The 25251-nt window shown below is 65.9% G+C and carries 20 protein-coding genes; 17 read left to right on the top strand and 3 right to left on the bottom strand.

Translation table 11 applies throughout. The features are described from left to right. The first annotated feature begins 23 nt into the window (after nucleotides 1–23). From FHW81_RS26605 to FHW81_RS26525, 17 genes are all read left to right on the top strand, one after another. The gene (locus tag FHW81_RS26605; RefSeq protein ID WP_003097668.1) at nucleotides 24–2042 is read left to right on the top strand and encodes a PhoX family protein; all 2019 of its coding nucleotides are present in this window, start codon (nucleotides 24–26) and stop codon (nucleotides 2040–2042) included. Nucleotides 2043–2120: 78 nt separating this feature from the next. Next, nucleotides 2121–2675, top strand: coding sequence for a DUF4442 domain-containing protein (locus FHW81_RS26600; RefSeq protein ID WP_073657688.1), 555 nt, complete (start codon nucleotides 2121–2123; stop codon nucleotides 2673–2675). Nucleotides 2676–3274: 599 nt separating this feature from the next. Next, the gene (locus tag FHW81_RS26595; protein ID WP_003090452.1) at nucleotides 3275–3688 is read left to right on the top strand and encodes an NADH-quinone oxidoreductase subunit A; all 414 of its coding nucleotides are present in this window, start codon (nucleotides 3275–3277) and stop codon (nucleotides 3686–3688) included. Nucleotides 3689–3698: 10 nt separating this feature from the next. After that, nucleotides 3699–4376, top strand: coding sequence for a NuoB/complex I 20 kDa subunit family protein (locus FHW81_RS26590; RefSeq protein WP_003090455.1), 678 nt, complete (start codon nucleotides 3699–3701; stop codon nucleotides 4374–4376). Between the two features lie 80 nt (nucleotides 4377–4456). Next, nucleotides 4457–6238, top strand: a complete 1782-nt coding sequence (nuoC, locus tag FHW81_RS26585; protein ID WP_003090458.1) for an NADH-quinone oxidoreductase subunit C/D — start codon at nucleotides 4457–4459, stop codon at nucleotides 6236–6238. Between the two features lies 1 nt (nucleotide 6239). Next, entirely contained in the window at nucleotides 6240–6740 is a 501-nt protein-coding gene (gene nuoE / locus FHW81_RS26580) for an NADH-quinone oxidoreductase subunit NuoE (protein WP_003090460.1), read from the top strand. Next, complete coding sequence (gene nuoF / locus FHW81_RS26575) at nucleotides 6737–8083, top strand: NADH-quinone oxidoreductase subunit NuoF (protein ID WP_003097674.1); 1347 nt, start codon at nucleotides 6737–6739, stop codon at nucleotides 8081–8083. The genes nuoE and nuoF overlap by 4 nt, the downstream gene beginning before the upstream one ends. 131 nt (nucleotides 8084–8214) lie before the next feature. Further along, nucleotides 8215–10932: an NADH-quinone oxidoreductase subunit NuoG gene (nuoG, locus tag FHW81_RS26570; protein WP_003122603.1), complete on the top strand. Its 2718-nt coding sequence runs from the start codon at nucleotides 8215–8217 to the stop codon at nucleotides 10930–10932. Further along, a complete protein-coding gene (gene nuoH / locus FHW81_RS26565; RefSeq protein WP_003090465.1) occupies nucleotides 10929–11924 on the top strand; it encodes an NADH-quinone oxidoreductase subunit NuoH in 996 nt (331 codons plus the stop codon). The genes nuoG and nuoH overlap by 4 nt, the downstream gene beginning before the upstream one ends. A gap of 11 nt (nucleotides 11925–11935) precedes the next feature. Further along, nucleotides 11936–12484: an NADH-quinone oxidoreductase subunit NuoI gene (gene nuoI / locus FHW81_RS26560; RefSeq protein ID WP_003090467.1), complete on the top strand. Its 549-nt coding sequence runs from the start codon at nucleotides 11936–11938 to the stop codon at nucleotides 12482–12484. An 11-nt stretch (nucleotides 12485–12495) separates the two neighbouring features. After that, the gene (gene nuoJ / locus FHW81_RS26555; RefSeq protein WP_003090473.1) at nucleotides 12496–12996 is read left to right on the top strand and encodes an NADH-quinone oxidoreductase subunit J; all 501 of its coding nucleotides are present in this window, start codon (nucleotides 12496–12498) and stop codon (nucleotides 12994–12996) included. 45 nt (nucleotides 12997–13041) lie between these two features. Then, nucleotides 13042–13350 carry an NADH-quinone oxidoreductase subunit NuoK gene (nuoK, locus tag FHW81_RS26550; RefSeq protein WP_003090475.1) on the top strand — a complete coding sequence of 103 codons (309 nt, stop codon included), beginning with the start codon at nucleotides 13042–13044 and terminating at the stop codon, nucleotides 13348–13350. Next, the gene (nuoL, locus tag FHW81_RS26545; RefSeq protein ID WP_023091233.1) at nucleotides 13347–15194 is read left to right on the top strand and encodes an NADH-quinone oxidoreductase subunit L; all 1848 of its coding nucleotides are present in this window, start codon (nucleotides 13347–13349) and stop codon (nucleotides 15192–15194) included. Before nuoK ends, nuoL begins: the two co-directional genes overlap by 4 nt. 27 nt (nucleotides 15195–15221) lie before the next feature. Beyond that, a complete protein-coding gene (gene nuoM, locus FHW81_RS26540; RefSeq protein ID WP_003097684.1) occupies nucleotides 15222–16751 on the top strand; it encodes an NADH-quinone oxidoreductase subunit M in 1530 nt (509 codons plus the stop codon). A gap of 7 nt (nucleotides 16752–16758) precedes the next feature. Then, nucleotides 16759–18219: an NADH-quinone oxidoreductase subunit NuoN gene (gene nuoN, locus FHW81_RS26535; RefSeq protein WP_023091232.1), complete on the top strand. Its 1461-nt coding sequence runs from the start codon at nucleotides 16759–16761 to the stop codon at nucleotides 18217–18219. A gap of 114 nt (nucleotides 18220–18333) precedes the next feature. After that, a complete protein-coding gene (locus tag FHW81_RS26530) occupies nucleotides 18334–19143 on the top strand; it encodes a class I SAM-dependent methyltransferase (protein ID WP_003138925.1) in 810 nt (269 codons plus the stop codon). Between the two features lie 119 nt (nucleotides 19144–19262). Next, the gene (locus FHW81_RS26525; protein ID WP_003116715.1) at nucleotides 19263–20666 is read left to right on the top strand and encodes an RtcB family protein; all 1404 of its coding nucleotides are present in this window, start codon (nucleotides 19263–19265) and stop codon (nucleotides 20664–20666) included. A gap of 47 nt (nucleotides 20667–20713) precedes the next feature. On the opposite strand, the gene FHW81_RS26520 is transcribed toward FHW81_RS26525, so the two are convergent. The 3 genes from FHW81_RS26520 to FHW81_RS26510 form a co-directional block, all read right to left on the bottom strand. Further along, nucleotides 20714–21772, bottom strand: coding sequence for an AI-2E family transporter (locus FHW81_RS26520; protein WP_003113380.1), 1059 nt, complete (start codon nucleotides 21770–21772; stop codon nucleotides 20714–20716). A gap of 159 nt (nucleotides 21773–21931) precedes the next feature. After that, a complete protein-coding gene (locus FHW81_RS26515; RefSeq protein ID WP_003143814.1) occupies nucleotides 21932–23617 on the bottom strand; it encodes a methyl-accepting chemotaxis protein in 1686 nt (561 codons plus the stop codon). Between the two features lie 113 nt (nucleotides 23618–23730). Further along, entirely contained in the window at nucleotides 23731–25056 is a 1326-nt protein-coding gene (locus FHW81_RS26510) for a Na+/H+ antiporter family protein (RefSeq protein ID WP_003113382.1), read from the bottom strand. Nucleotides 25057–25251: the final 195 nt, after the last annotated feature.

Below are 25251 nucleotides of genomic sequence, written 5' to 3'. Positions count from 1 at the left end.
ATCAGCCCACAAGGAGCACGTCCGTGAGCCTGGAGAAAAAAGATGCCATCCTGTTCGGTGATGGCGACGAGTTGCCCAGCAACCATTCGAACAACCCGCACATGAACGACCTGATCGCCGGCCTCGGCCGCCGCCAGGTCCTGGCCGGCGGCGCGGCGCTCGGCGCCCTCGCCTTCCTCGGCGTCGCGCTCCCCGCCAGCGCCGCTCCCGCCGAAGCGCAGGTGCCCGCCGCGGAAGGCCTGCGCGGCTTGCCTTTCAAACGCCGCAACCGCTTGCCCTTCGAAGCCATCGCCAGCGGCCGTGCCGATACCATCCGGGTGCCCGCCGGCTACAAGGCGACGCCCTTCATACCCTGGGGCACCCCGATCAGCGGCAGTTATCCGGGCTTCCTCGACGACGCCAGCAACAGCGCCCAGGACCAGGCCGAACAGATCGGCATGCACCACGACGGCATGCACTTCTTCCCGATCGACGCGCAGTTCGGCTTCGGCGGCGGACACATCAGCAACCATGGCCTGCTGGTGCTCAACCATGAATACATCGACGCGCCGCTGCTGCACACCAATGGCCCGACCGTGGTCGATGGCAAGCGCACCGTCGCCGATGAAGTGCGCAAGGAAATCAACGCCCATGGCGTTTCCGTCGTGGAGATCCGTCGCAACGTGCGTGGCGAGTGGAATGTCGTGCCGTCGCAACGAAATCGCCGGATCACCGCCGCCACGCCGATGCGTATCGCCGGCCCGGCGCGCGGCCACGAACTGCTGCGCACCCGCCACAGTCCGGACGGCACCCGCACCCGCGGCACCCATAACAACTGTTCCAACGGTTTCACCCCCTGGGGCACCTACCTCACCTGCGAGGAGAACTGGGTCGGCTATTTCTCCACCCAGGACAGCGAACTGCCGCGCGAACTGACCCGCTACGGCATTCGCAACACCAGCCGTTTCGGCTGGGAAACCCTGGCGGGCGACGAGTTCGAACGCTTCGACGCCACCCGCAAGGGCAAACAGGCCCAGGACGACTACCGCAACGAACCGAACAACTTCGGCTGGATCGTCGAGATCGACCCGTTCGACCCGCAATCGGTACCGGTCAAGCGCACCGCTCTCGGCCGCTTCGCCCACGAAGGCCTGGTCTTCGCCCCGGTCAAGCCGGGCCGCCAGGTAGTCTGCTACTCCGGCGACGACTCGCAGAACGAGTACATCTACAAGTACGTCAGCCGCGACAAGTTCCGTCCGGGTCGCAGCAACGCTCGCCTGCTCGACGAAGGCACCCTCTACGTCGCCCGCTTCAACGCCGATGGCAGCGGCCAGTGGCTGCCGCTGGACATCGCCGACGGCAACTTCCGCGCGGCCTGTCGCAAGGCCGGGGTGAGCTTCGCCGACCAGGGCGAAGTGCTGATCAACACCCGCCTGGCCGCCGATGTCCTCGGCGCGACCAAGATGGATCGCCCGGAGTGGGGCGCGGTCAACCCGGACAACGGCGACGTCTACTTCACCCTCACCAACAACACGTCGCGCACCGTCGCCGACGCGGCCAACCCACGGGTGAAGAACGCCTACGGCCATATCATCCGCTGGCGCGAACGCAGCCGCGACTATGCCGGGCAACGCTTCACCTGGGACCTGTTCATGCTCGCCGGTCCCGGCGAAGACAGCCGCGGCCCGGACGGCAAGCCGCTGAACCAGGACAATATCCTGGCCAGCCCCGACGGCCTCTGGTTCGACCCGGAAGGCCGCCTGTGGATCCAGACCGACATGAGCGGCAGCCAGTTGAGCAGCGGCCCGTTCGGCAACAACCAGATGCTGGTGGCCGACCCGCGCACCGGCGAACTGAAGCGCTTCCTCACCGGTCCGCTGGGTTGCGAGGTGACCGGCATTGCCGCGACGCCGGACTTCCGTACGCTGTTCATCAACATCCAGCACCCGGGGGAAGGTTCGACCGCCGATAACCTCCTCAGCACCTGGCCGGACGGGCCGGGCCGCCGGCCACGCTCGGCCACCGTGGTGATCACCCGCGAAGACGGCCGACGCCTGCTCTGACGCGCCACGACGACCTGCGTTGGCCGGAATGCCGGCGCAGGTCGCCGCTACAGCCGTGGGCAAGCCCGGGCAAAGCGGGTGGAATGCAGGCTCCCCTCTCTATGGAAGGACGCCAGCATGCCCAAGCGCAATCGTCTCAGCCGCGCCGTCGGCGCCATCAACCTCCTCCCCCGCCGCCTGCGCAGCCGCAGCCTGACGCTGCTGCTGGGCTCCCAGGTGCGCTTCGCCGGCACGGCGAGGGTGCGCATCCATGAACTGGGGCAGCAGCGCGCCATCCTCAGCCTGAAGAACCGTCGGCCGGTGCAGAACCACATAAAAGGTATCCATGCCGCGGCGATGGCCTTGCTCGCCGAGTCGGCCAGCGGCTTCCTGGTCGGAATGAACGTACCGGACGACAAGCTGCCGCTGATCAAGACCATGAAGATCGACTATCTCAAGCGCGCCCAGGGCGACCTGACCGCCATCGCGACGCTGGAGGCCGGACAGATCGAGCAGATCCGGCAACAGGACAAGGGCGAGGTCCGCGTGGCGGTGTTGGTCAGCGACGAGAACGGCAACCAGCCGATCGCCTGCGAAATGGTCTGGGCCTGGGTCGGCAAGAAACCCCGGGTCGCTACCGCAGCCCCCAGGTAGCGCACCTCCGGAGCGACTACATCTACGCTGCGAAGCGAACCGCCGCAAACCTTGCCCAGCGCCTTCGCATCCGTCACGAAGAACCGCGGGCGCAGCCCCAGGCGGCGCCGCAGCCGGGTTGCCATGGTGCGGAAAGAAGAAAAACCGCCATGCGCCCGGCCCGGAGAATATTCCCGGTTTAATGCAATAACGGATTGGGCGAGAGTAATTACCAATAAAAGGGTAAACAATAGTAACGCGGCGAAGAATATATGTAGCGAAGTTATACGGATGCGACATTGCAAACGATATTCATTATCGTTTGAAGCCTTGCAAAGAGCCCTCCACCACGCTTCGCGGCAATACGACCAAAAGCCAGCCAGGCCGCGCCATTTCTCGCAAAGACAGCATTCACGAGGGTTTCGGGGATTAACCAAAGCGCTGGAAAAAGCAGAGAAGCGTCTGTTTGTGTTAGAAAAATTTACTTGTCCGGCGCTTTGGGCATAAAATCGGAAAGATACATACAACCCTTAGCTCACTACGCAGCGGGTTGCACAAGAAGTCGGGCATTGCGCCCAGAACCCACGATCTTATATATCCGGTACAGAAGGAGTATCAGCATGCCAAACCCAGCTGAACTTGCAGCTCATCACTGGGGATTCGCTGCCTTCCTTCTAGGGGTCGTTGGCCTTCTCGCCTTCATGCTAGGGGTTTCGTCCCTGCTTGGCAGCAAGGCATTTGGTCGCAGCAAGAACGAACCCTTCGAATCCGGGATCGTCCCCACCGGAGGCGCACGCCTGCGTCTCTCGGCAAAATTCTATCTGGTCGCGATGCTCTTCGTGATCTTCGACGTCGAAGCCCTCTTCCTCTTCGCCTGGTCGGTGTCGGTTCGCGAAAGCGGCTGGGCCGGCCTGATCGAGGCAACCATTTTCATAGCAATTCTGTTGGCGGGTCTTGTCTATCTTTGGCGGATCGGTGCGCTCGATTGGGCTCCCGAAAGCCGTCGCAAGCGGCAGGCGAAGCTAAAACAATGAGGCTTTGGCGATGCAATACAAACTTACCCGGATCGATCCCGATGCGGCCAACGACCAATACCCGATAGGCGAACGGGAAACCGTAGCCGACCCGCTGGTCGAGGGCCAGGTTCACAAGAACATCTTCATGGGCAAGCTCGAGGATGTGCTGAACTCCACCGTCAACTGGGGTCGCAAGAACTCGCTCTGGCCCTATAACTTCGGGCTGTCGTGCTGCTACGTGGAGATGACCACCGCCTTCACCGCGCCGCACGATATCGCCCGCTTCGGCGCCGAAGTGATCCGGGCGTCGCCGCGCCAGGCCGACTTCATGGTCATCGCCGGCACCTGCTTCATCAAGATGGCCCCGGTCATCCAGCGCCTCTACGAGCAGATGCTCGAACCCAAGTGGGTCATCTCCATGGGCTCGTGCGCCAATTCCGGCGGCATGTACGACATCTATTCGGTGGTCCAGGGGGTCGACAAGTTCCTCCCCGTGGACGTCTACATCCCCGGCTGCCCGCCCCGTCCGGAGGCGTTCCTGCAAGGCCTGATGCTGTTGCAGGAATCCATCGGCCAGGAGCGCCGCCCGCTGTCCTGGGTCGTTGGTGACCAGGGGGTCTACCGCGCCGAAATGCCGGCCCAGAAAGACCTGAAACGCGAGCAGCGCATCCAGGTGACCAACCTGCGCAGCCCCGACGAAGTGTGATCCGGAACTCCCGGCCAGCCCCGCTGGCCGGCCGAGACCAGCCGCGTTCACCCCACCGTTGACCGAAAGCGACCGAGACCATGACTGCAGACTCCGCTCTGTACATCCCGCCTTACAAGGCAGACGACCAGGATATCGTCGTCGAACTGAATTCCCGCTTTGGCGCCGAGACCTTCACCGTCCAGCCCACCCGTACCGGCATGCCGGTGCTCTGGGTTCCGCGCGAAAGACTGATCGAAGTCCTGACCTTCCTCCGTCAGGTACCCAAGCCCTACGTGATGCTCTACGACCTGCACGGCGTCGACGAGCGGCTGCGCACCCATCGCCGCGGCCTGCCGAGCGCCGACTTCAGCGTGTTCTACCACCTGATGTCGCTGGAGCGTAATAGTGACGTGATGATCAAGGTCGCCTTGTCCGAGCGCGACCTCAACCTGCCCACCGCCACCCGTATCTGGCCCAACGCCAACTGGTACGAGCGCGAAGTGTGGGACATGTACGGCATCACCTTCACCGGCCACCCGCACCTGACCCGCATGCTGATGCCGCCGACCTGGCAGGGCCATCCGCTGCGCAAGGACTACCCGGCGCGCGCCACCGAGTTCGATCCCTACTCCCTGTCCGCCGCCAAGCAGGACCTGGAGCAGGAAGCCCTGCGCTTCAAGCCGGAAGACTGGGGCATGAAGCGCCACGGCGAGAACGAGGACTACATGTTCCTCAACCTCGGCCCGAACCACCCGTCCGCCCACGGCGCGTTCCGCATCATCCTGCAACTGGACGGCGAGGAGATCATCGACTGCGTCCCGGAGATCGGCTACCACCACCGCGGCGCCGAGAAGATGGCCGAGCGCCAGTCCTGGCACAGTTTCATCCCCTACACCGACCGCATCGACTACCTCGGCGGGGTGATGAACAACCTGCCCTACGTACTCTCGGTGGAGAAGCTCGCCGGGATCAAGGTGCCCCAGCGGGTCGACGTGATCCGGATCATGATGGCGGAGTTCTTCCGTATCCTGAACCACCTGCTGTACCTGGGCACCTATATCCAGGACGTCGGCGCCATGACCCCGGTGTTCTTCACCTTCACCGACCGCCAGCGCGCCTACAAGGTGGTCGAGGCCATCACCGGCTTCCGCCTGCACCCGGCCTGGTACCGCATCGGCGGCGTCGCCCACGACCTGCCGCGCGGCTGGGACAAGCTGGTCCGCGAGTTCCTCGACTGGATGCCCAAGCGCCTCGACGAGTACGAGACCGCGGCCCTGAAGAACAGCATCCTGCGCGGCCGGACCATCGGCGTCGCCCAGTACAACACCAAGGAAGCCCTCGAGTGGGGCACCACCGGCGCCGGCCTGCGCGCCACCGGTTGCGACTTCGACCTGCGCAAGGCCCGCCCCTACTCCGGCTACGAGAACTTCGAGTTCGAGGTACCGCTGGCCCACAACGGCGACGCCTACGACCGCTGCATGGTCAAGATGGGCGAGATGCGCCAGAGCCTGCGGATCATCGAACAGTGCCTGAAGAACATGCCGGAAGGCCCGTACAAGGCCGACCATCCGCTGACCACGCCGCCGCCGAAAGAACGCACGCTGCAACACATCGAAACCCTGATCACCCACTTCCTGCAGGTTTCCTGGGGCCCGGTCATGCCGGCCAACGAAGCCTTCCAGATGATCGAGGCGACCAAGGGTATCAACAGCTACTACCTGACCAGCGACGGCAGCACCATGAGCTACCGCACGCGTATCCGGACGCCCAGCTTCGCGCACCTGCAACAGATCCCCTCGGTGATCAACGGCAGCATGATCGCGGACCTGATCGCCTACCTGGGTAGCATCGATTTCGTTATGGCTGACGTGGACCGCTGACATGAGCCAGAGCAACCTGATTCAGACCGACCGTTTCGTCCTCAGCGAAACCGAGCGCTCGTCCATCGAGCATGAAATGCATCACTACGAGGACCCGCGCGCGGCGTCCATCGAAGCCCTGAAGATCGTCCAGAAACAGCGCGGCTGGGTGCCGGACGGCGCCATCCCGGCGATCGGCGAGGTGCTGGGGATCCCGGCCAGCGACGTCGAAGGCGTCGCCACCTTCTATAGTCAGATATTCCGCCAGCCGGTGGGCCGCCACATCATCCGCGTCTGCGACAGCATGGTCTGCTACATCGGCGGCCACGAGTCGGTGGTCGGCGAGATCCAGAAGCAACTCGGCATCGGTCTCGGCCAGACTACCGCCGACGGACGCTTCACCCTGCTCCCGGTCTGCTGCCTGGGCAACTGCGACAAGGCCCCGGCGCTGATGATCGACGACGACACCCATGGCGACGTGCGTCCCGACGGTGTCGCCAAACTGCTGGAGGCCTACGTATGACCCTTACCTCCATTGGTCCGGCCAACCGCATGGCGCGTTCGGCGGAAACCCATCCGCTGACCTGGCGCCTGCGCGAAGACGCCCAGCCCGTCTGGCTCGAGGAATACCAGAGCAAGGACGGCTATGCCGCGGCGCGCAAGGCGCTGACCCAGATGGCCCAGGACGACATCGTCCAGACCGTCAAGGACTCCGGCCTCAAGGGCCGCGGCGGCGCGGGCTTCCCCACCGGCGTGAAGTGGGGCCTGATGCCGAAGGACGAGTCGCTGAACATCCGCTACCTGCTGTGCAACGCGGACGAGATGGAGCCGAACACCTGGAAGGACCGCATGCTCATGGAGCAGCTGCCGCACCTGCTGGTGGAAGGCATGCTGATTTCCGCGCGCGCGCTGAAGGCCTACCGCGGCTACATCTTCCTCCGCGGCGAATACGTCGACGCGGCGCGCAACCTCAACCGCGCCATCGACGAAGCCAAGGCCGCCGGCCTGCTCGGCAAGAACATCCTCGGCAGCGGCTTCGATTTCGAGCTGTTCGTCCACACCGGTGCCGGCCGCTACATCTGCGGCGAAGAGACCGCGCTGATCAACTCGCTGGAAGGCCGCCGCGCCAACCCGCGTTCCAAACCGCCCTTCCCTGCCGCCGTCGGCGTCTGGGGCAAGCCGACCTGCGTGAACAACGTGGAGACGCTGTGCAACGTGCCGGCCATCGTCGGCAACGGCGTGGACTGGTACAAGACCCTGGCCCGCCCCGGCAGCGAAGACATGGGCACCAAGCTGATGGGCTTCTCCGGCAAGGTGAAGAACCCCGGCCTGTGGGAACTGCCGTTCGGCGTCAGCGCCCGCGAGCTGTTCGAGGACTACGCCGGCGGCATGCGCGACGGCTTCCAGCTCAAGGCCTGGCAGCCCGGCGGCGCCGGTACCGGCTTCCTGCTCCCGGAGCACCTGGATGCGCAGATGTTCGCCGGCGGCATCGCCAAGGTCGGCACCCGGATGGGCACCGGCCTGGCCATGGCGGTGGACGACAGCATCAACATGGTTTCCCTGCTGCGCAACATGGAAGAGTTCTTCGCCCGCGAGTCCTGCGGCTGGTGCACCCCCTGCCGCGATGGCCTGCCGTGGAGCGTGAAGCTGCTGCGTGCCCTGGAGCGGGGCGAAGGCCAGCCCGGCGACCTCGAGACCCTCGAGCAGCTGGTCAACTTCCTCGGCCCAGGCAAGACCTTCTGCGCCCACGCGCCGGGAGCCGTCGAGCCGCTGGGCAGCGCCCTCAAGTATTTCCGTGCCGAATTCGAGGCGGGCATCTCCCGCCAGCCTTCGGCCGCGCCGCGCCCGGCAACGGTCGGCGCCTGATGCTTTGCAGCCGGACGGCCAGCCGTCCGGCGATGTTTCGTCGTCGTGCCGCGGCCCGGCCGCAGGCCCGACGGAACCGTGAGTTTCTATTAGCCACGCCCGCTGACAACGGGCCAACGAAGACTTGAACCATGGCCACTATCCACGTAGACGGCAAGACGCTCGAAGTCGATGGTGCAGACAACCTCCTGCAGGCCTGTCTGTCCCTCGGTCTCGACATTCCCTACTTCTGCTGGCACCCGGCGCTCGGTAGCGTCGGCGCCTGCCGCCAGTGCGCGGTGAAGCAGTACACCGACGAGAACGACAAGCGTGGTCGCCTCGTCATGTCCTGCATGACCCCCGCCACCGACAACACCTGGATCTCCATCGAAGACGAAGAGGCCAAGCAGTTCCGCGCCAGCGTCGTCGAATGGCTGATGACCAACCACCCGCACGACTGCCCGGTGTGCGAGGAAGGCGGTCACTGCCACCTGCAGGACATGACGGTGATGACCGGCCACAACGAGCGCCGGTACCGCTTCACCAAGCGCACCCACCAGAACCAGGAACTCGGCCCGTTCATCGCCCATGAGATGAACCGCTGCATCGCCTGCTACCGCTGCGTGCGCTACTACAAGGACTACGCCGGCGGCACCGACCTCGGCGTCTACGGCGCCCACGACAACGTCTACTTCGGACGGGTCGAGGACGGCGTGCTGGAAAGCGAGTTCTCCGGCAACCTCACCGAGGTCTGCCCCACCGGCGTGTTCACCGACAAGACCCACTCCGAGCGCTACAACCGCAAGTGGGACATGCAGTTCGCCCCGAGCATCTGCCACGGCTGCTCCAGCGGCTGCAACATCAGCCCCGGCGAGCGCTACGGCGAGATCCGCCGCATCGAGAACCGCTACAACGGCTCGGTCAACCACTACTTCCTCTGCGACCGCGGTCGCTTCGGCTACGGCTACGTCAACCGCGAAGACCGTCCGCGCCAGCCGCTGCTGGTGCTGAGCAAGCAGAAGCTGAGCCTGGACGGCGCCCTCGACCAGGCCGCCGCCCTGCTGAAGGAGCGCAAGGTGGTCGGCATCGGTTCGCCGCGCGCCAGCCTGGAAAGCAACTTCGCCCTGCGCGAGCTGGTTGGCGAAGGCAACTTCTACAGCGGCATCAACGAAGGCGAGCTCGACCGCCTGCGCCTGATCCTGCAGGTCATGCAGGAAGGCCCGCTGCCGGTGCCGAGCATCCGCGACATCGAGGACCACGACGCGGTCTTCGTCCTCGGCGAGGACCTGACCCAGACCGCCGCCCGCATCGCCCTGGCCCTGCGCCAGTCGGTGAAGGGCAAGGCCGTCGAGATGGCTGCCGACATGAAGGTCCAGCCGTGGCTCGACGCCGCGGTGAAGAACATCGCCCAGCATGCGCAGAACCCGCTGTTCATCGCCAGCGTCAGCGCGACCCGCCTCGACGACGTGGCCGAGGAAACCGTTCACGCCGCGCCGGACGATCTCGCTCGCCTCGGCTTCGCCGTGGCCCACGCGATCGACCCAAGCGCCCCGTCCGTGGCCGACCTCGACCCTCAGGCCCAGGCCTTCGCCCAGCGCATCGCCGATGCCCTGCTGGCGGCCAAGCGTCCGCTGGTAGTGTCCGGCAACTCGCTGGGCAACAAGGCATTGATCGAAGCCGCGGCGAACATCGCCAAGGCCCTCAAGCAGCGCGAGAAGAACGGTTCCATCAGCCTGGTGGTCGGCGAAGCCAACAGCCTCGGCCTGGCGCTCTTCGGCGGCGACTCCGTGGAAGCCGCGCTCGAGCGACTGACCTCCGGACAGGCCGACGCCGTGGTGGTGCTGGAGAACGATCTCTATCGCCGCACCGACGCCGCCCGTGTCGACGCGGCCCTGGCGGCGGCCAAGGTGGTGATTGTCGCCGATCACCAGCAGACCGCCACCACCGCCAAGGCGCACCTGGTGCTGCCGGCGGCCAGCTTCGCCGAAGGCGACGGCACCCTGGTCAGCCAGGAAGGCCGCGCCCAGCGCTTCTTCCAGGTGTTCGACCCGACCTACTACGACGCCAGGAACATGGTCCGCGAGGGCTGGCGCTGGCTGCATGCGATCCACAGCACCCTGCAAGGCAAGCGCGTCGACTGGACCCAGTTGGACCACGTCACCGAAGCCGTGGCCGAGGCCAAGCCGATCCTGGCCGGCATCCGCGACGCCGCACCGGCCGCCTCGTTCCGCATCAAGGGCCTCAAGCTGGCCCGCGAACCGCACCGCTACAGCGGGCGTACCGCCATGCGCGCCAATATCAGCGTGCACGAGCCGCGCACCCCGCAGGACATCGACTCGGCGTTCGCCTTCTCCATGGAAGGCTACTCCGGCAGCCAGGAAGACCGTCAGCAGATCCCGTTCGCCTGGTCGCCGGGCTGGAACTCGCCGCAGGCCTGGAACAAGTTCCAGGACGAGGTCGGCGGCCACCTGCGCGCCGGCGACCCCGGCGTGCGCCTGATCGAACCGAAGGGCGAAGGCCTCGACTGGTTCCAGGCCGTGCCGGTGCCGTTCAGCGCCAAGGCCGACAGCTGGAAGGTAGTGCCGCTGTACCACCTGTTCGGCAGCGAGGAAAACAGCTCGCGGGCCGCGCCGATCCAGCAGCGCATCCCGGAGACCTACGTCGCCCTGTCCAAGGAAGACGCGGACCGCCTCGGCGTCAACGACGGCGCGACCCTCGGCTTCCAGCTCAAGGGCCAGGCCCTGCGCCTGCCGCTGCGTATCGATGAACAACTCGGCGCCGGCCTGATCGGCCTGCCGGTCGGCTTCGCCGGCATCCCGGCGGCGATCGCCGGCTGCTCCGTGGAAGGTCTGCAGGAGGCTGCACAATGAGTTGGCTGACTCCCGCTCTGGTCACCATCATCCTCACCGTGGTCAAGGCCATCGTGGTGCTGCTCGCCGTGGTCATCTGCGGCGCCCTGCTAAGCTGGGTCGAGCGCCGCCTGCTCGGCCTCTGGCAGGACCGCTACGGCCCCAACCGGGTCGGTCCGTTCGGTGCGTTCCAGCTCGGCGCGGACATGGTCAAGATGTTCTTCAAGGAGGACTGGACCCCGCCGTTCGCCGACAAGATGATCTTCACCCTGGCCCCGGTGATCGCGATGGGCGCCCTGCTCGTCGCCTTCGCCATCGTGCCGATCACCCCCACCTGGGGCGTGGCGGACCTGAACATCGGCATCCTGTTCTTCTTCGCCATGGCCGGCCTGACGGTGTACGCCGTGCTGTTCGCCGGCTGGTCGAGCAACAACAAGTTCGCCCTGCTCGGCAGCCTGCGCGCCTCGGCCCAGACCATCTCCTACGAGGTGTTCCTGGCCCTGTCGCTGATGGGCATCGTCGCCCAGGTCGGCTCGTTCAACATGCGCGACATCGTCCAGTACCAGATCGACAACGTCTGGTTCATCATTCCGCAGTTCTTCGGCTTCTGCACCTTCATCATCGCCGGCGTCGCCGTGACCCACCGTCACCCGTTCGACCAGCCGGAAGCGGAGCAGGAACTGGCGGACGGCTACCACATCGAGTACGCCGGGATGAAATGGGGCATGTTCTTCGTCGGCGAGTACATCGGCATCGTACTGGTCTCGGCGCTGCTGGCGACCCTGTTCTTCGGCGGCTGGCACGGTCCGTTCCTGGACACCCTGCCCTGGCTGTCGTTCTTCTACTTCGCCGCCAAGACCGGCTTCTTCATCATGCTCTTCATCCTGATCCGCGCCTCGCTGCCGCGTCCGCGCTATGACCAGGTGATGGCGTTCAGCTGGAAGGTGTGCCTGCCGCTGACCCTGATCAACCTGCTGGTGACCGGCGCGCTCGTGCTGGCCGCGGCCCAGTAAGGAGAACCACCGTGATCAAAGAAATCATCAACGTCGTGCATGGCACCTTCACCCAGCTTCGCAGCCTGGTGATGATCTTCGGCCATGCCTTCCGCAAGCGCGACACCCTGCAATACCCCGAAGAGCCGGTCTACCTGCCGCCGCGCTATCGTGGCCGGATCGTCCTGACCCGCGACCCCGACGGCGAGGAACGCTGCGTAGCCTGCAACCTGTGCGCCGTGGCCTGTCCGGTTGGCTGCATCTCCCTGCAGAAGGCCGAGACCGAGGACGGTCGCTGGTATCCGGAGTTCTTCCGCATCAACTTCTCGCGCTGCATCTTCTGCGGCCTGTGCGAGGAAGCCTGCCCGACCACCGCGATCCAGCTCACCCCGGACTTCGAGATGGGCGAGTTCAAGCGCCAGGACCTGGTCTACGAGAAGCACGACCTGCTGATCTCCGGGCCGGGCAAGAACCCGGACTACAACTACTACCGCGTTGCGGGGATGGCGATCGCCGGCAAGCCGAAAGGCGCCGCGCAGAACGAAGCCGAACCGATCAACGTGAAAAGCCTGCTGCCATAAGGAGACGTCGCGTGGAATTCGCTTTCTATTTCGCTGCCGGCGTCGCCGTACTGGCCACGCTGCGGGTCATCACCAACAGCAACCCAGTGCATGCCCTGCTCTACCTGATCATTTCCCTGCTGGCCATCTCGATGACCTTCTTCAGCCTCGGCGCACCCTTCGCCGGTGCCCTGGAGATCATCGTCTACGCTGGCGCCATCATGGTTCTGTTCGTCTTCGTGGTGATGATGCTCAACCTCGGCCCGGCCGTGGTCGAGCAGGAGCGCAAGTGGCTCACGCCCGGCATCTGGGTCGGGCCTTCGGCCCTGGCCCTGGTCCTGCTGGTGGAACTGCTGGTGGTCCTCGCCCGCACCCCGAGCGGTGCCGGCATCGGCCATACCACGGTAGACGCCAAGGCGGTCGGCATCAGCCTCTACGGCCCGTACCTGCTGGTGGTCGAACTGGCCTCCATGCTGTTGCTCGCGGCCCTGGTCGCTGCCTATCACCTGGGTCGTCAAGACGCCAAACAATAAAGGTTCGGCGGGCGCCCTGCGCCCGCCCCAAGGGAACGTAACGCTATGAACGCAATACCACTGGAACACGGCCTGGCCCTCGCCAGCGTCCTGTTCGCCCTCGGACTGGTCGGCTTGATGGTGCGACGCAACATCCTGTTCGTACTGATGAGCCTGGAAGTGATGATGAACGCCGCCGCCCTCGCCTTCGTGGTCGCCGGCAGCCGCTGGGGCCAACCCGACGGCCAGGTGATGTTCATCCTGGTGCTGAGCCTCGCGGCCGCCGAAGCGAGCATCGGCCTGGCGATCCTGCTGCAACTGTATCGCCGCTTCCACACCCTCGATATCGACGCTGCCAGCGAGATGCGCGGATGAACCTTCTACCTCTTACCTTCCTGTTCCCCCTGGTCGGCTTCCTGCTGCTGTCGTTCTCCCGCGGCAGGTGGTCGGAAAACCTTTCGGCGCTGGTCGGCGTCGGCTCGGTCGGCCTCTCCGCCCTGAGCGCGGCCTGGGCCATCTTCAGCTTCCACAGCAGTCCGCCGGAAGGCGGCGCCTACAGCCTGGTGCTGTGGCAGTGGATGGCGGCCGGCGACTTCAGCACCAACTTCACCCTGTACCTGGACGGCCTCTCGGTAACCATGCTCGGCGTGGTTACCGGCGTCGGCTTCCTGATCCACCTGTTCGCCTCCTGGTACATGCGTGGCGAAACCGGCTATTCGCGCTTCTTCGCCTACACCAACCTGTTCATCGCCAGCATGCTGTTCCTGGTGCTGGGCGACAACCTGCTGTTCCTCTACTTCGGCTGGGAAGGCGTGGGCCTGTGCAGCTACCTGCTGATCGGCTTCTACTACAGCAATCGCAACAACGGTAACGCGGCGCTCAAGGCATTCATCGTCACCCGCGTCGGCGACGTGTTCATGGCTTTCGGCCTGTTCATCCTGTTCCAGCAGTTCGGCACCCTGAACATCCAGGAGCTGCTGGTGCTGGCGCCGCAGAAGTTCCCGGAAGGCAACCTCTGGCTGACCCTGGCGACCCTGGCCCTGCTCGGCGGCGCGGTCGGCAAGTCCGCCCAGCTGCCGCTGCAGACCTGGCTGGCCGACGCCATGGCCGGCCCGACCCCGGTCTCCGCGCTGATCCACGCCGCCACCATGGTGACCGCCGGCGTCTACCTGATCGCCCGTTGCCACGGCCTGTTCACCCTGGCCCCGGACATCCTCGAACTGGTCGGCATCGTCGGCGCGGTGACCTTGGTCCTGGCCGGCTTCGCCGCCCTGGTACAGACCGATATCAAGCGCATCCTCGCCTACTCGACCATGAGCCAGATCGGCTACATGTTCCTCGCCCTCGGCGTCGGCGCCTGGGACGCGGCGATCTTCCACCTGATGACCCACGCCTTCTTCAAGGCCCTGCTGTTCCTTGCCTCGGGCGCGGTGATCGTCGCCTGCCATCACGAGCAGAACATCTTCAAGATGGGCGGCTTGTGGAAGAAGCTGCCGCTGGCCTACGCCAGCTTCGTGGTCGGCGGTGCGGCGCTGGCCGCCCTGCCCTTCCTCACCGCGGGCTTCTACTCCAAGGACGAGATCCTCTGGGAGGCCTTCGCCAGCGGCCATCGCGAACTGCTGATCGCCGGCCTGGTGGGTGCGTTCCTGACCTCGATCTACACCTTCCGCCTGATCTTCGTCGCCTTCCACGGCGAGCCGAAGACCGAAGCCCACGCCGGCCACGGGATTTCCCACTGGTTGCCGCTCAGCGTGCTGATCGTCCTGTCGACCTTCGTCGGCGCCCTGATCACCCCGCCGCTGGCTGGCGTCCTGCCGGAAAGCGTCGGCCACGCAGGTGGCGAAGCCAAGCACAGCCTGGAACTGGCCTCGGGTGCCATCGCCATCGCCGGTATCCTGCTGGCCGCCCTGCTCTTCCTCGGCCAGCGCCGCTTCGTCAGCGCCCTGGCGAAGAGCGCCTCGGGTCGCTTCTTCGGTACCTGGTGGTACCACGCCTGGGGCTTCGACTGGCTGTACGACAAGCTGTTCGTGAAACCCTACCTGCTGCTCTGCCAATTGCTGGGGCGCGACCCCATCGACCGTACCCTGGGCGTCGTTCCGTTCAGCGTGCGCGGCGGACACAACCTCCTCAGCCTCACCGAGAACGGCCGCCTGCGCTGGTACGCCGCTTCCCTGGTGGGTGGAGCCGCCATCCTGCTCGGCGCGCTGCTGCTGGCCTAACGAATTCACGGAGAGACTGAGCCTGTCATGATTCTGCCCTGGCTAATCCTGATCCCCTTCATCGGCGGTTTCCTCTGCTGGATCGCCGAACACAGCAGCAAGACCCTGCCCCGCTGGATCGCGCTGCTTTCGATGACCCTGGTCCTGATCCTGAGCCTTTGGATCTGGGCCACCGGCGACTTCCAGCTGGCGCCCGCGCCCGGCGGCGAGCCGGAATGGACCCTGCAATTCAAGGTGCTGTGGATCGAGCGTCTCGGCATCAGCATCCACCTGGCGATGGATGGCCTGTCGCTGCTGATGGTCGCCCTCACCGGCCTGCTCGGCGTGCTCTCGGTCCTCTGCTCCTGGAACGAGATCCAGCGCCGCATCGGCTTCTTCCATCTGAACCTGCTGTGGATCCTGGGCGGTGTGATCGGCGTGTTCCTCGCCATCGACCTGTTCCTGTTCTTCTTCTTCTGGGAAATGATGCTGGTGCCGATGTACTTCCTCATCGCGCTGTGGGGACACAGTTCCGATGACGGCAAGAAGACCCGCATCTACGCCGCCACCAAGTTCTTCATCTTCACCCAGGCCAGCGGCCTGGTGATGCTGGTGGCGATCCTCGGCCTGGTGTTCGTCAACTTCAATGCCACCGGCGTGATCACCTTCGACTACGCCACCCTGCTGAAGACCCAGCTGAGCCCCCACGTGGAATGGCTGCTGATGCTCGGCTTCTTCGTCGCCTTCGCGGTGAAGATGCCGGTGGTGCCGGTGCATTCCTGGCTGCCGGACGCCCACGCCCAGGCGCCCACCGCCGGCTCCGTGGACCTCGCCGGCATCCTCCTGAAGACCGCCGCCTACGGCCTGATCCGCTTCGCCCTGCCGCTGTTCCCCAACGCCTCGGCGGAATTCGCGCCGATCGCCATGTGGCTCGGCATCATCGGCATCTTCTACGGTGCCCTGCTGTCCTTCGCGCAGACCGACATCAAGCGCCTGGTCGCCTACTCCAGCGTTTCGCACATGGGCTTCGTGATGATCGGCATCTACTCCGGCAGCCAGGTCGCGCTGCAGGGCGTGGTGGTGCAGATGATCGCCCACGGCCTCTCCGCCGCGGCGCTGTTCATCCTCTGCGGCCAGCTCTACGAGCGCCTGCATACCCGCGACATGCGCAAGATGGGCGGCCTGTGGTCGCGCATGCCCTACCTGCCGGCGATCAGCCTGTTCTTCGCCTCGGCGTCGCTGGGCCTGCCCGGCACCGGCAACTTCGTCGGGGAGTTCCTGATCCTGATCGGCGCCTTCAAGGTGGTCCCGGTGATCATCGTGATCGCCACCTTCGGCCTGGTCTTCGCCTCGGTCTACTCGCTGATCATGATCCACCGCGCCTACTTCGGCCCCAGCCAGTCCGACGAGCCGATCCTCGGCCTCGATGCCCGCGAACTGAGCATGGTGCTCGGCCTGGCGGTCCTGCTGGTCCTGCTCGGGGTCTACCCGCAGCCAGTGCTGGACATCTCCGCGGCCAGCATGCACGGCGTGCAGCAATGGCTGGGCGCAGCCCTTTCCACCCTTGCAGGACGGTAGTCGCGAAATGACCTTTACGATCCAACACTTCATCGCGCTCCTGCCACTGCTGATCACCAGCGCCACCCTGGTGGTGGTGATGCTGGCGGTAGCCTGGAAACGCAATCACTCGTTCACCGCCACCCTCTCGGTGATCGGCCTCAACCTGGCCCTGCTGTCGCTGCTGCCGGTCCTCGGCGTCACCCCGATCGAGGTGACACCGCTGGTGCTGGTGGACAACTACGCCTGCTTCTACATGGCCCTGGTGCTGGTCTCCGCCCTGGCCTGCGTGACCCTCGCCCACGCCTACATGGAAAGCTATCCGGGTAACCGCGAAGAGCTGTACCTGCTCCTGCTGCTGGCCACCGCCGGCGGCCTGGTGCTGGTCAGCGCGCAGCACCTGGCCAGCCTGTTCATCGGCCTGGAGCTGCTCTCGGTCCCGGTCTACGGGATGGTCGCCTACGCCTTCTTCAACAAGCGCTCGCTGGAAGCCGGCATCAAGTACACCGTGCTCTCGGCCGCCGGCTCCGCCTTCCTGCTGTTCGGCATGGCCCTGCTCTACGCCGAGTCCGGTACCCTGGGCTTCGCCGGCCTTGGCGCCAAGGTCGCCGAGCACGTGCTGAGCGGTCCGCTGGTCAGCGTTGGCGTAGGCATGATGCTGGTCGGCCTGGGCTTCAAGCTGTCGCTGGTGCCCTTCCACCTGTGGACCCCGGATGTCTACGAAGGCGCCCCGGCGCCGGTCTCGGCGTTCCTCGCCACCGCCAGCAAGGTCGCGGTGTTCGCCGTGCTGCTGCGGCTGTTCCAGATCGCCCCTGCGGCCCTGGACAACCAACTGCTGAACATCTCCCTGAGCGTCATCGCGGTCGCCTCGATCCTCTTCGGCAACCTGCTGGCACTGACCCAGAGCAACATCAAGCGCCTGCTCGGCTACTCGTCCATCGCCCACCTGGGCTACCTGCTGGTCGCCCTGATCGCCAGCAAGGGCATGGCCGTGGAAGCGGTCGGCGTCTACCTGGCCACCTACGTACTGACCTCCCTCGGCGCGTTCGGCGTGATCACCCTGATGTCCACCCCGTACAGCGGCCGCGACGCCGATGCGCTGTTCGAGTACCGCGGCCTGTTCTGGCGCCGGCCGGTACTGACCGCGGTGATGACCGTGATGATGCTGTCGCTGGCAGGCATCCCGCTGACCGCCGGCTTCATCGGCAAGTTCTACGTGATCGCGGTCGGCGTCGAGTCGCACCTGTGGTGGCTGATCGGCGCCCTGGTGCTGGGCAGCGCCATCGGCCTGTACTACTACCTGCGGGTCATGGTCACCCTGTTCCTGGTCGAGCCCGGCATCCGCCAGCACGACGCACCGTTCAACTGGGGCCAGCGCGCCGGCGGCATCATGCTGGTGGCCATCGCCCTGCTGGCGTTCTTCCTCGGCGTCTACCCGCAGCCGCTGCTGGAAATCCTCCAGCGTTCCGGCCTGGCCCTCGCCGGCTGAGTCGCCCGCTCCACGAAAACCCCGCCTCGGCGGGGTTTTTCTTTGGCCCGCCCCACGCACCCTGCCCCGCTACCGTGGCATGCTCCGCGCTCCATGGATGAACCCGGAGGCCTCATGCCCACCTTCCACGATATCGACGTCCTGCGACACAACAGCGCCAGTTGGGACGCCCAGGCCGCCCGTGACTGCGAATGGTCGCGACCGGTCAGCGCCGAAGAGGTCGCCGCCGCACGCCGCGGCGACTGGGCGGTGAAGCTGACCCCGGGCGCGTTACCCGCTCACTGGCTGGGCGACGTACGCGGCCGCGAGATCCTCTGCCTGGCCTCGGCCGGCGGCCAGCAGGCGCCGATCCTTGCCGCCGCCGGCGCACGGGTCACGCTGTTCGACGCCTCGGCGGGACAGCTGGACAAGGACCGCCAGGTCGCCGCCCGCGACCGCCTCGAACTGGCCTGCGTGCAGGGCGACATGCGCGACCTCTCGACCTTCGCCGATGCCTCCTTCGACCTGGTCTTCAATCCCATCTCCAATCTCTACGTCGACGATGTCCTGCCGGTCTGGCGCGAATGCGCGCGGGTGCTGCGGCCGGGCGGCAAGCTGCTGGCGAGCTTCTACAACCCGGCGCTGTTCATCGAGGACCGCTCGCCGGAACTGGCAGAGCAGGGCCTGATCCGGCCGCGACATCGCCTGCCCTACTCCGACCTGGAAAGCCTCTCCGCCGAAGCCCTCGCGGCAAAGCGCGAGAAAGGCGAAGCCCTGGTGTTCGGCCATAGCCTGACCCAGCAGATCGCCGGCCAGCTCGCCGCCGGCCTGCTGCTGCAGGATTTCTACGAAGACTGGCAACCGCACCCGCGCTTCGTCATCGACCGCTTCATGCCGACCTTCCTCGCCACCTGCGCGCTCAAGCCGAGGTCCGCCGCCGGTTGACAGCGGCGCGCGCGGACCTTAGAGTCCGCGCTCCCTTCCCGCCTGTGCTGCTGAGCGGAAAGACGCCAGCCTCCGGTTTCCACCGGACGGCTTCGCATTGTCTGTAGAGCGGCACTGTCATGTCCAAACATTCCCGGCTTGAAAAAGCCTTCCTGCGCAGCGGCATCCTCGTCGACCGCCAGCAGGACATCGTCACCCTCACCCGTCGTCACGACGGTACTTCGGCCCAGGTCCTGCTGCCCGCCAGCTTCGCGCTGGAGGAAAAGGCCGTGCGCCAGTTGCTCGACTTCGCCTCGGTCCAGGCACCCGGCGACACCGGGCACGTCTGCAAGGCCTGCGCCACGCCGGACTTCCATCCCGGCAGCATCGCCCCGGTCGGCTCCATCGTCGCCAGTACGGCGGACTTCGTCATTCCCGCTGCCATCGGCACCGACATCAATTGCGGCATGCGCCTGCTGCGTACCGGCCTGACCCTGTCCAGCGCCGAGGAGCACAGGCAAGCCCTGGTCGCCGGCCTGACCCACGTCCTGCTGCGTAACGGTCGCGACGTACCATTGCGGGTCCAGGCGTTCGAAGCGCTGTTCGCCGAAAGCCCCGGGCACTGCCTGGAGCGTCTCAGCGAAGACGGCCTGTGGGCCGAGGTCGACCAGGCGCGGCTGTTCCGCGAGTTACAGGGCTGCATCGGCCTGGATGAATTCGGCGGGCGTCTCGAGTATGCCCCCGAGGCCTTGCGCGATCGCCGCCGCAGCCTGATCCGCGATCCCGGCCTGGGTACCACCGGTTCCGGCAATCACTTCGTCGAGTTGCAGGTGGTGGACCGCCTGCTCGACCGCCACCAGGCCTTCGCCCTGGGCCTCAGGGCCGACGAACTGGTGGTGATGATCCACAGCGGCTCGCGCGATGTCGGCTTTCACGTCGGCCAGCGCTGGATGGACCGTGCCCGCACCGCCTGGCCGCGCGGCCGGCGCCACCCCGCGTCCGGCCTCTACGCGCTGGGCGGCGAGCTGGCCGGAGAATACCTCCAGGCCATGGGTGGCGCTGCGCGCTATGCCTGGCTGAACCGGGTGGTGCTGGCGGAGCTGGTGCGCAAGGTCTTGCGCGAGACCTTCCAGCGCGACGACAGCGCCCTGCTGGTGGACGTCCCGCACAACGTGGTGCTCCAGGAACAGGGCCTGAATCTCCACCGCAAGGGCGCCACGCCGGCCCGCCAGGGCGATCTGCTGCTGATTCCCGGCTCGATGGGCGATTACTCGTACATCGCCAGCGGCCTGGGCCACCCGGACTGGCTATGGTCCTGCAGCCATGGGGCCGGCCGCAGCATCCGCCGGCAGGCGCTACGAGCGCTGAAAGGCCCGGGCGACAGCGCGCTGCCCTGGCACTGCGTGACCCTCCGTGAGGAGCGCCGCATCGAAGAGGCCCCGGGCGCCTACAAGCCGGTGGGGCCGGTGATCGATGCCCAGGAGCGTGCCGGGCTGATCCGGCCGCTGGCACGCTTGCGTCCGTGGCTGACCTTCAAGGCCTGAAACGAACAAGCCCCGCATTCGCGGGGCGCGTCTGCCACGGGCGCGACTCAGGCCTGCGGTTCTTCCTCGCGGCCAGTGAACAGGTCCCAGCTGGCCATGAACAGCGCAGCGATCAGCGGGCCGATGACGAAGCCGTTGAGACCGAACAGGGCCATGCCGCCGAGGGTGGAGATCAGCACCACGTAGTCCGGCATCTTGGTGTCCTTGCCGACCAGGATCGGGCGCAGGATGTTGTCCACCAGGCCGATCACCACCACGCAGAACAGGATCAGCACTACACCCTGCCAGATCGCCCCGGTGAGCAGGAAGTAGGCCGCCACCGGCGCCCAGATCAGCGCCGCACCGATGGCCGGCAGCAGCGACAGGAAGGCCATCAGGGTGCCCCAGAGCAAGGCGCCCTCGATGCCCAGCAGCCAGAAGATCAGACCGCCGAGAGCGCCCTGGGTGGCAGCCACGGCGATGTTGCCCTTCACCGTGGCGCGGATCACCGTGGTGAACTTGGCGAACAGGTGGTGCTTGTGTTCCTGGCTCAGCGGCACCGCCTGCTTGATCCGCCGGCCGAGCACGCGACCGTCGCGGAGGAGGAAGAACAGCAGGTAGAGCATGATGCCGAAGCTGATGACGAAGTCGAGGGTGTTCTGGCCGATGCTGAACGCCTTGGTCGCCACCACCTGGCTGGCCTGCATCGCCACCGAGGAGAGCTTCTCCTGCAGGCTCGAGAGATTGGCCAGGTCGAAGCGCTCCAGCCACTGGTGCACCGATGGCGGCAAGGCAGCCACCGCCTGCTGCAGGTAGGCGGCGAAGTTCAGTTCGCCGGACTTGACCCGCTGGTAGACGCTCGCGCCTTCCTGCACCAGCGAACCGGCGATGAAGATCACCGGGATGATCACGATCAGCACGCAGATCAGCAGGGTGATCAGCGCGGCGAGGTTCTTCCGATCCCTCAGGCGCACCTGCAGGCGGCGTTGCACCGGGGCGAAGATGATCGCCAAGATGGTGCCCCAGAACACCGCGCCGTAGAACGGCAGCAAGAGCCAGCCGAAGGCGAGCGTGACCACCGCCAGCAACAGGAGAAAAGTCCGGGATTCCAGTTTCGTGTCGAGCATGTCCAATCCATCTGGCAGTGGGAAGCAAAGCATTAGTCAGCCGGCGGACGTGGATCGTTCACGACTGCCGGCCGACTCCGCCGAATAATGACAGGAAGGCTCTGTGGCGCACCACTGCCGGCTGGCTCTTTTGCCGGCAGCGGTCGCGCGGGGGAAGGGTCAGATGCGGAACTGACCGACCAGCCGGCCCAGGCCCTGGCCCAGTTGCGCCAGGCTGCGGGCGGTCTGCGCGCCCTGCTGGGCCTCGTCGGCGACGCTGTCCACCGCGCCGGCGATCTGGTGCACGCTGCGGTTGATCTCCTCGGCCACCGCGGTCTGCTCCTCGGCGGCGCTGGCGATCTGCGCGTTCATCGCGTTGATGGTGGCGATCAGCTGGGCGATGGCATCCAGCGAATCGCCGGCCTGGTTGGCCTGGTTGCTGGTGCCCTCGCCGGCCTCGCCGGAACGGCGCATGGCGTCGACCGCGGCGTTGGTGCCCTGCTGCAGGCGATCGATCATGCCCTGGATTTCCTGGGTACTCTGCTGGGTGCGGCTGGCCAGCGCCCGCACTTCGTCGGCGACCACCGCAAAGCCACGTCCGGCCTCGCCGGCACGGGCCGCCTCGATGGCCGCGTTGAGCGCCAGCAGGTTGGTCTGTTCGGCAATGGAGCGGATCACCCCGAGCACACTGACGATGGATTGCACGTCCTGCTGTAGGCTATCCAGAGAAGTCCCGCTGTCGCGGATCTCGTCCACCAGCGCGTGGATGCGCTCGATGCTGCCGTCCACCACGCGCTTGGCCGCCTGGCCTTCGTGGTCGGTCTGCTGCGCGGCCTCGGCGGCGCGCTGGGCGCTCTGCGCCACTTCATGGGCGGCGGCGGACATCTCGTTGATCGCGGTGGCGACCTGGTCGGTCTCGTGGCGCTGGCGCTCCATGGCCTGCTCGGAACGCTCGGCCTGGGCCGACATCTGCTCCACCAGTTGCTTGAGGTCGCCGGTCATCCCGGCGATCTGCCGCACCAGACCGTGGATCTTCTCGACGAAGCGGTTGAAGGAACCGGCCAGCTCGCCCAGCTCGTCGTGGCTGGTCACCGGTAGGCGACGGGTCAGGTCGCCTTCGCCGGCGGCGATGTCATCGAGGTTCTGGCGGATCTGGTGCAACGGCCGCAGCATCGCGTTGGCCACCGCCAGGCCGATCACCAGCAGGACCACCAGAAGGACGCCGGCGATCCCCACGATACTGGCGATCAGGGTGCCGATACGCTCGTCGATGTCCTGCTTGATTTCCACCAACTGGGCCTCGACGCCGTCGAGGTTGATCGCCGAGCCGATAACCATGTCCCACTTCGGCAGGTACAGGGTGTAGGACAGCTTGGGCACCATGACGCTCTCGTTGCCCGGCAGCGGCGAGGTATAGGTCACGTAGTGGCTGCCGTTGCGGCCGGCCTCCACCAGTTCGCGGTTGAGGTAGACGCCGCTGGGATCGCGGCGGTCGCGGAAGCTCTTGCCGACGTCCACCGGGCTGTCGCCGCGAAACAGGCGCACCACCTGGGAGTCGTAGCCGAAGATATAGCCGTCCTTGCCGTACTTGATCTTCGACAGGCGCGCGATGGCCTCGGCGCGGGCATTCAGGTCGCCGTTGGCCGAGCGGTCGTACTCGGCCTGGATACTGCCCATGGCGATCTGCACGTAGTGCTCGAGTTCGGCACGACGGTCGCCGAGCAGGCGCTCGCGGGTATCCTTGACTTCGGCATCAGCCTGTTTTTTCAGGATCAGCACCGCTCCGCCGCTGAGCACCAGGGCGAAGAGCAGCACCGGCACCATGGCCAGCAGGAGGACTTTGGATTTCAGGGTCAGACGCATCATCAACTCCTAGCATGACGCCCAATAAAAAACGGGATTCCCGTTTCATCGGCAATCCCGTCGGAAGCTTAAGCGGCCGGCCCGACATTCCGTCAGGCGACCGCCCGAGATGGAACTCAGAGCAACATCGCGGCGGCCCAGCCGAACACCAGCAACGGCAGGTTGTAGTGCAGGAAGGTCGGCACCACGGTGTCCCAGATGTGATTGTGTTGGCCGTCGACGTTGAGCCCGGAGGTCGGCCCAAGGGTCGAGTCCGACGCCGGAGAACCTGCATCCCCCAGCGCGCCGGCGGTGCCGACGATGCTGACGATGGCCAGCGGGCTGAAGCCCAGTTGCACCGCCAGCGGGACGAAGATCGCGGCGATGATCGGCACGGTGGAGAACGACGAGCCGATGCCCATGGTGACCAGCAGGCCGACCAGCAGCATCAGCATGGCGCCGACCGCCTTGCTGTTGCCGATCCAGGCCACCGAGGCGTCGACCAGGCTCTGCACCTCGCCGGTGGCCTTCATCACCTCGGCGAAACCGGCCGCGGCGATCATGATGAAACCGATGGTGGCCATCATCTTCATGCCTTCGGTGAACAGGTCGTCGGTCTCCTTCCAGCGCACCACGCCGGACAGCGAGAAGACCACGAAACCGACCAGCGCGCCGATGATCATCGAGTCCAGCCACAGCTGTGCGACGAACGCGGCGACGATGGATACCCCGGCCACCGCCAGGCTCTTCGGGTTGTAGCTGACATCGACGCGTTCGGCCTGCTCGATCCGCTGCAAGTCGTAGACGCGCTTGCGGCGGTAGCTGAACAGCACCGCGATGAGCAACCCGGCGAGCATGCCCAGGGCTGGGATGAACATGGCGTGGGTGACGTTGATCCCGCTGACGTCGACGCCGTTGCGCGCCACGTTGGCCAGCAGGATTTCATTGAGGAAGATGTTGCCGAAGCCCACCGGCAGGAACATGTACGGGGTGATCAGGCCGAAGGTGATGACGCAGGCGATCAATCGCCGGTCGATCTGCAGCTTGCTCAGCACATAGAGCAGCGGCGGCACCAGCAGCGGGATGAAGGCGATATGGATCGGCAGGATATTCTGCGAGGATACCGCCACGCAGAGCAGCAGGCCGACCAGGATCCACTTGAACGCACCGGCGCCCTTGCCCTGCTCGTCGTGCCGGCCGAGCAGCGCCAGGACCTTGTCGGCCAGCGCATGGGCCACGCCGGAGCGGGCGATGGCCACGGCGAAGGCGCCGAGCATGGCGTACGACAGGGCCACCGTGGCACCCCCGCCGAGGCCGCCGTTGAAGGCCTTGAGAGTCCCCTCCAGGCCTAGGCCACCGAACAGTCCGCCGACCACCGCGCCGATGATCAGCGCCAGCACGACATGCACACGGCAAAGGCTGAGGACGAGCATCAGCCCCACCGCCAGCACCACTGCGTTCATCGTTGAACTCCTTGCAAATGAAACGAACTCGACCGTCTGCGGCCGAAAAAAGGGGCGTACTCTGCTACAGCCATCCCCGCCTGTCAAAGCCGCGCATGCGCGAATGTCGCCTGGCTATAAACCGTTGTGCACGGTTCTTGCGTGCGATTCGCCGAACGACGGCAATCCGGCGCCAGCGAACGGACCGTCGTCAAG

This window comes from Pseudomonas sp. RC10-4-2, from assembly GCF_050433085.1.
GTDB lineage: Bacteria > Pseudomonadota > Gammaproteobacteria > Pseudomonadales > Pseudomonadaceae > Pseudomonas > Pseudomonas aeruginosa.
This window is presented reverse-complemented; position numbering and strand designations above follow the sequence as displayed.

Bases quoted from the DNA above. Each gene is read 5' to 3' on its own strand.
- FHW81_RS26595 (WP_003090452.1), top strand. From the start codon at position 3,275: ATGCCAAACCCAGCTGAACTTGCAGCTCATCACTGGGGATTCGCTGCC.
- FHW81_RS26590 (WP_003090455.1), top strand. From the start codon at position 3,699: ATGCAATACAAACTTACCCGGATCGATCCCGATGCGGCCAACGACCAA.
- nuoC (WP_003090458.1), top strand. From the start codon at position 4,457: ATGACTGCAGACTCCGCTCTGTACATCCCGCCTTACAAGGCAGACGAC.
- nuoE (WP_003090460.1), top strand. From the start codon at position 6,240: ATGAGCCAGAGCAACCTGATTCAGACCGACCGTTTCGTCCTCAGCGAA.
- nuoF (WP_003097674.1), top strand. From the start codon at position 6,737: ATGACCCTTACCTCCATTGGTCCGGCCAACCGCATGGCGCGTTCGGCG.
- nuoG (WP_003122603.1), top strand. From the start codon at position 8,215: ATGGCCACTATCCACGTAGACGGCAAGACGCTCGAAGTCGATGGTGCA.
- nuoH (WP_003090465.1), top strand. From the start codon at position 10,929: ATGAGTTGGCTGACTCCCGCTCTGGTCACCATCATCCTCACCGTGGTC.
- nuoK (WP_003090475.1), top strand. From the start codon at position 13,042: ATGAACGCAATACCACTGGAACACGGCCTGGCCCTCGCCAGCGTCCTG.
- nuoL (WP_023091233.1), top strand. From the start codon at position 13,347: ATGAACCTTCTACCTCTTACCTTCCTGTTCCCCCTGGTCGGCTTCCTG.
- nuoM (WP_003097684.1), top strand. From the start codon at position 15,222: ATGATTCTGCCCTGGCTAATCCTGATCCCCTTCATCGGCGGTTTCCTC.
- nuoN (WP_023091232.1), top strand. From the start codon at position 16,759: ATGACCTTTACGATCCAACACTTCATCGCGCTCCTGCCACTGCTGATC.
- FHW81_RS26530 (WP_003138925.1), top strand. From the start codon at position 18,334: ATGCCCACCTTCCACGATATCGACGTCCTGCGACACAACAGCGCCAGT.
- FHW81_RS26525 (WP_003116715.1), top strand. From the start codon at position 19,263: ATGTCCAAACATTCCCGGCTTGAAAAAGCCTTCCTGCGCAGCGGCATC.
- FHW81_RS26520 (WP_003113380.1), bottom strand. From the start codon at position 21,772: ATGCTCGACACGAAACTGGAATCCCGGACTTTTCTCCTGTTGCTGGCG.
- FHW81_RS26515 (WP_003143814.1), bottom strand. From the start codon at position 23,617: ATGATGCGTCTGACCCTGAAATCCAAAGTCCTCCTGCTGGCCATGGTG.
- FHW81_RS26510 (WP_003113382.1), bottom strand. From the start codon at position 25,056: ATGAACGCAGTGGTGCTGGCGGTGGGGCTGATGCTCGTCCTCAGCCTT.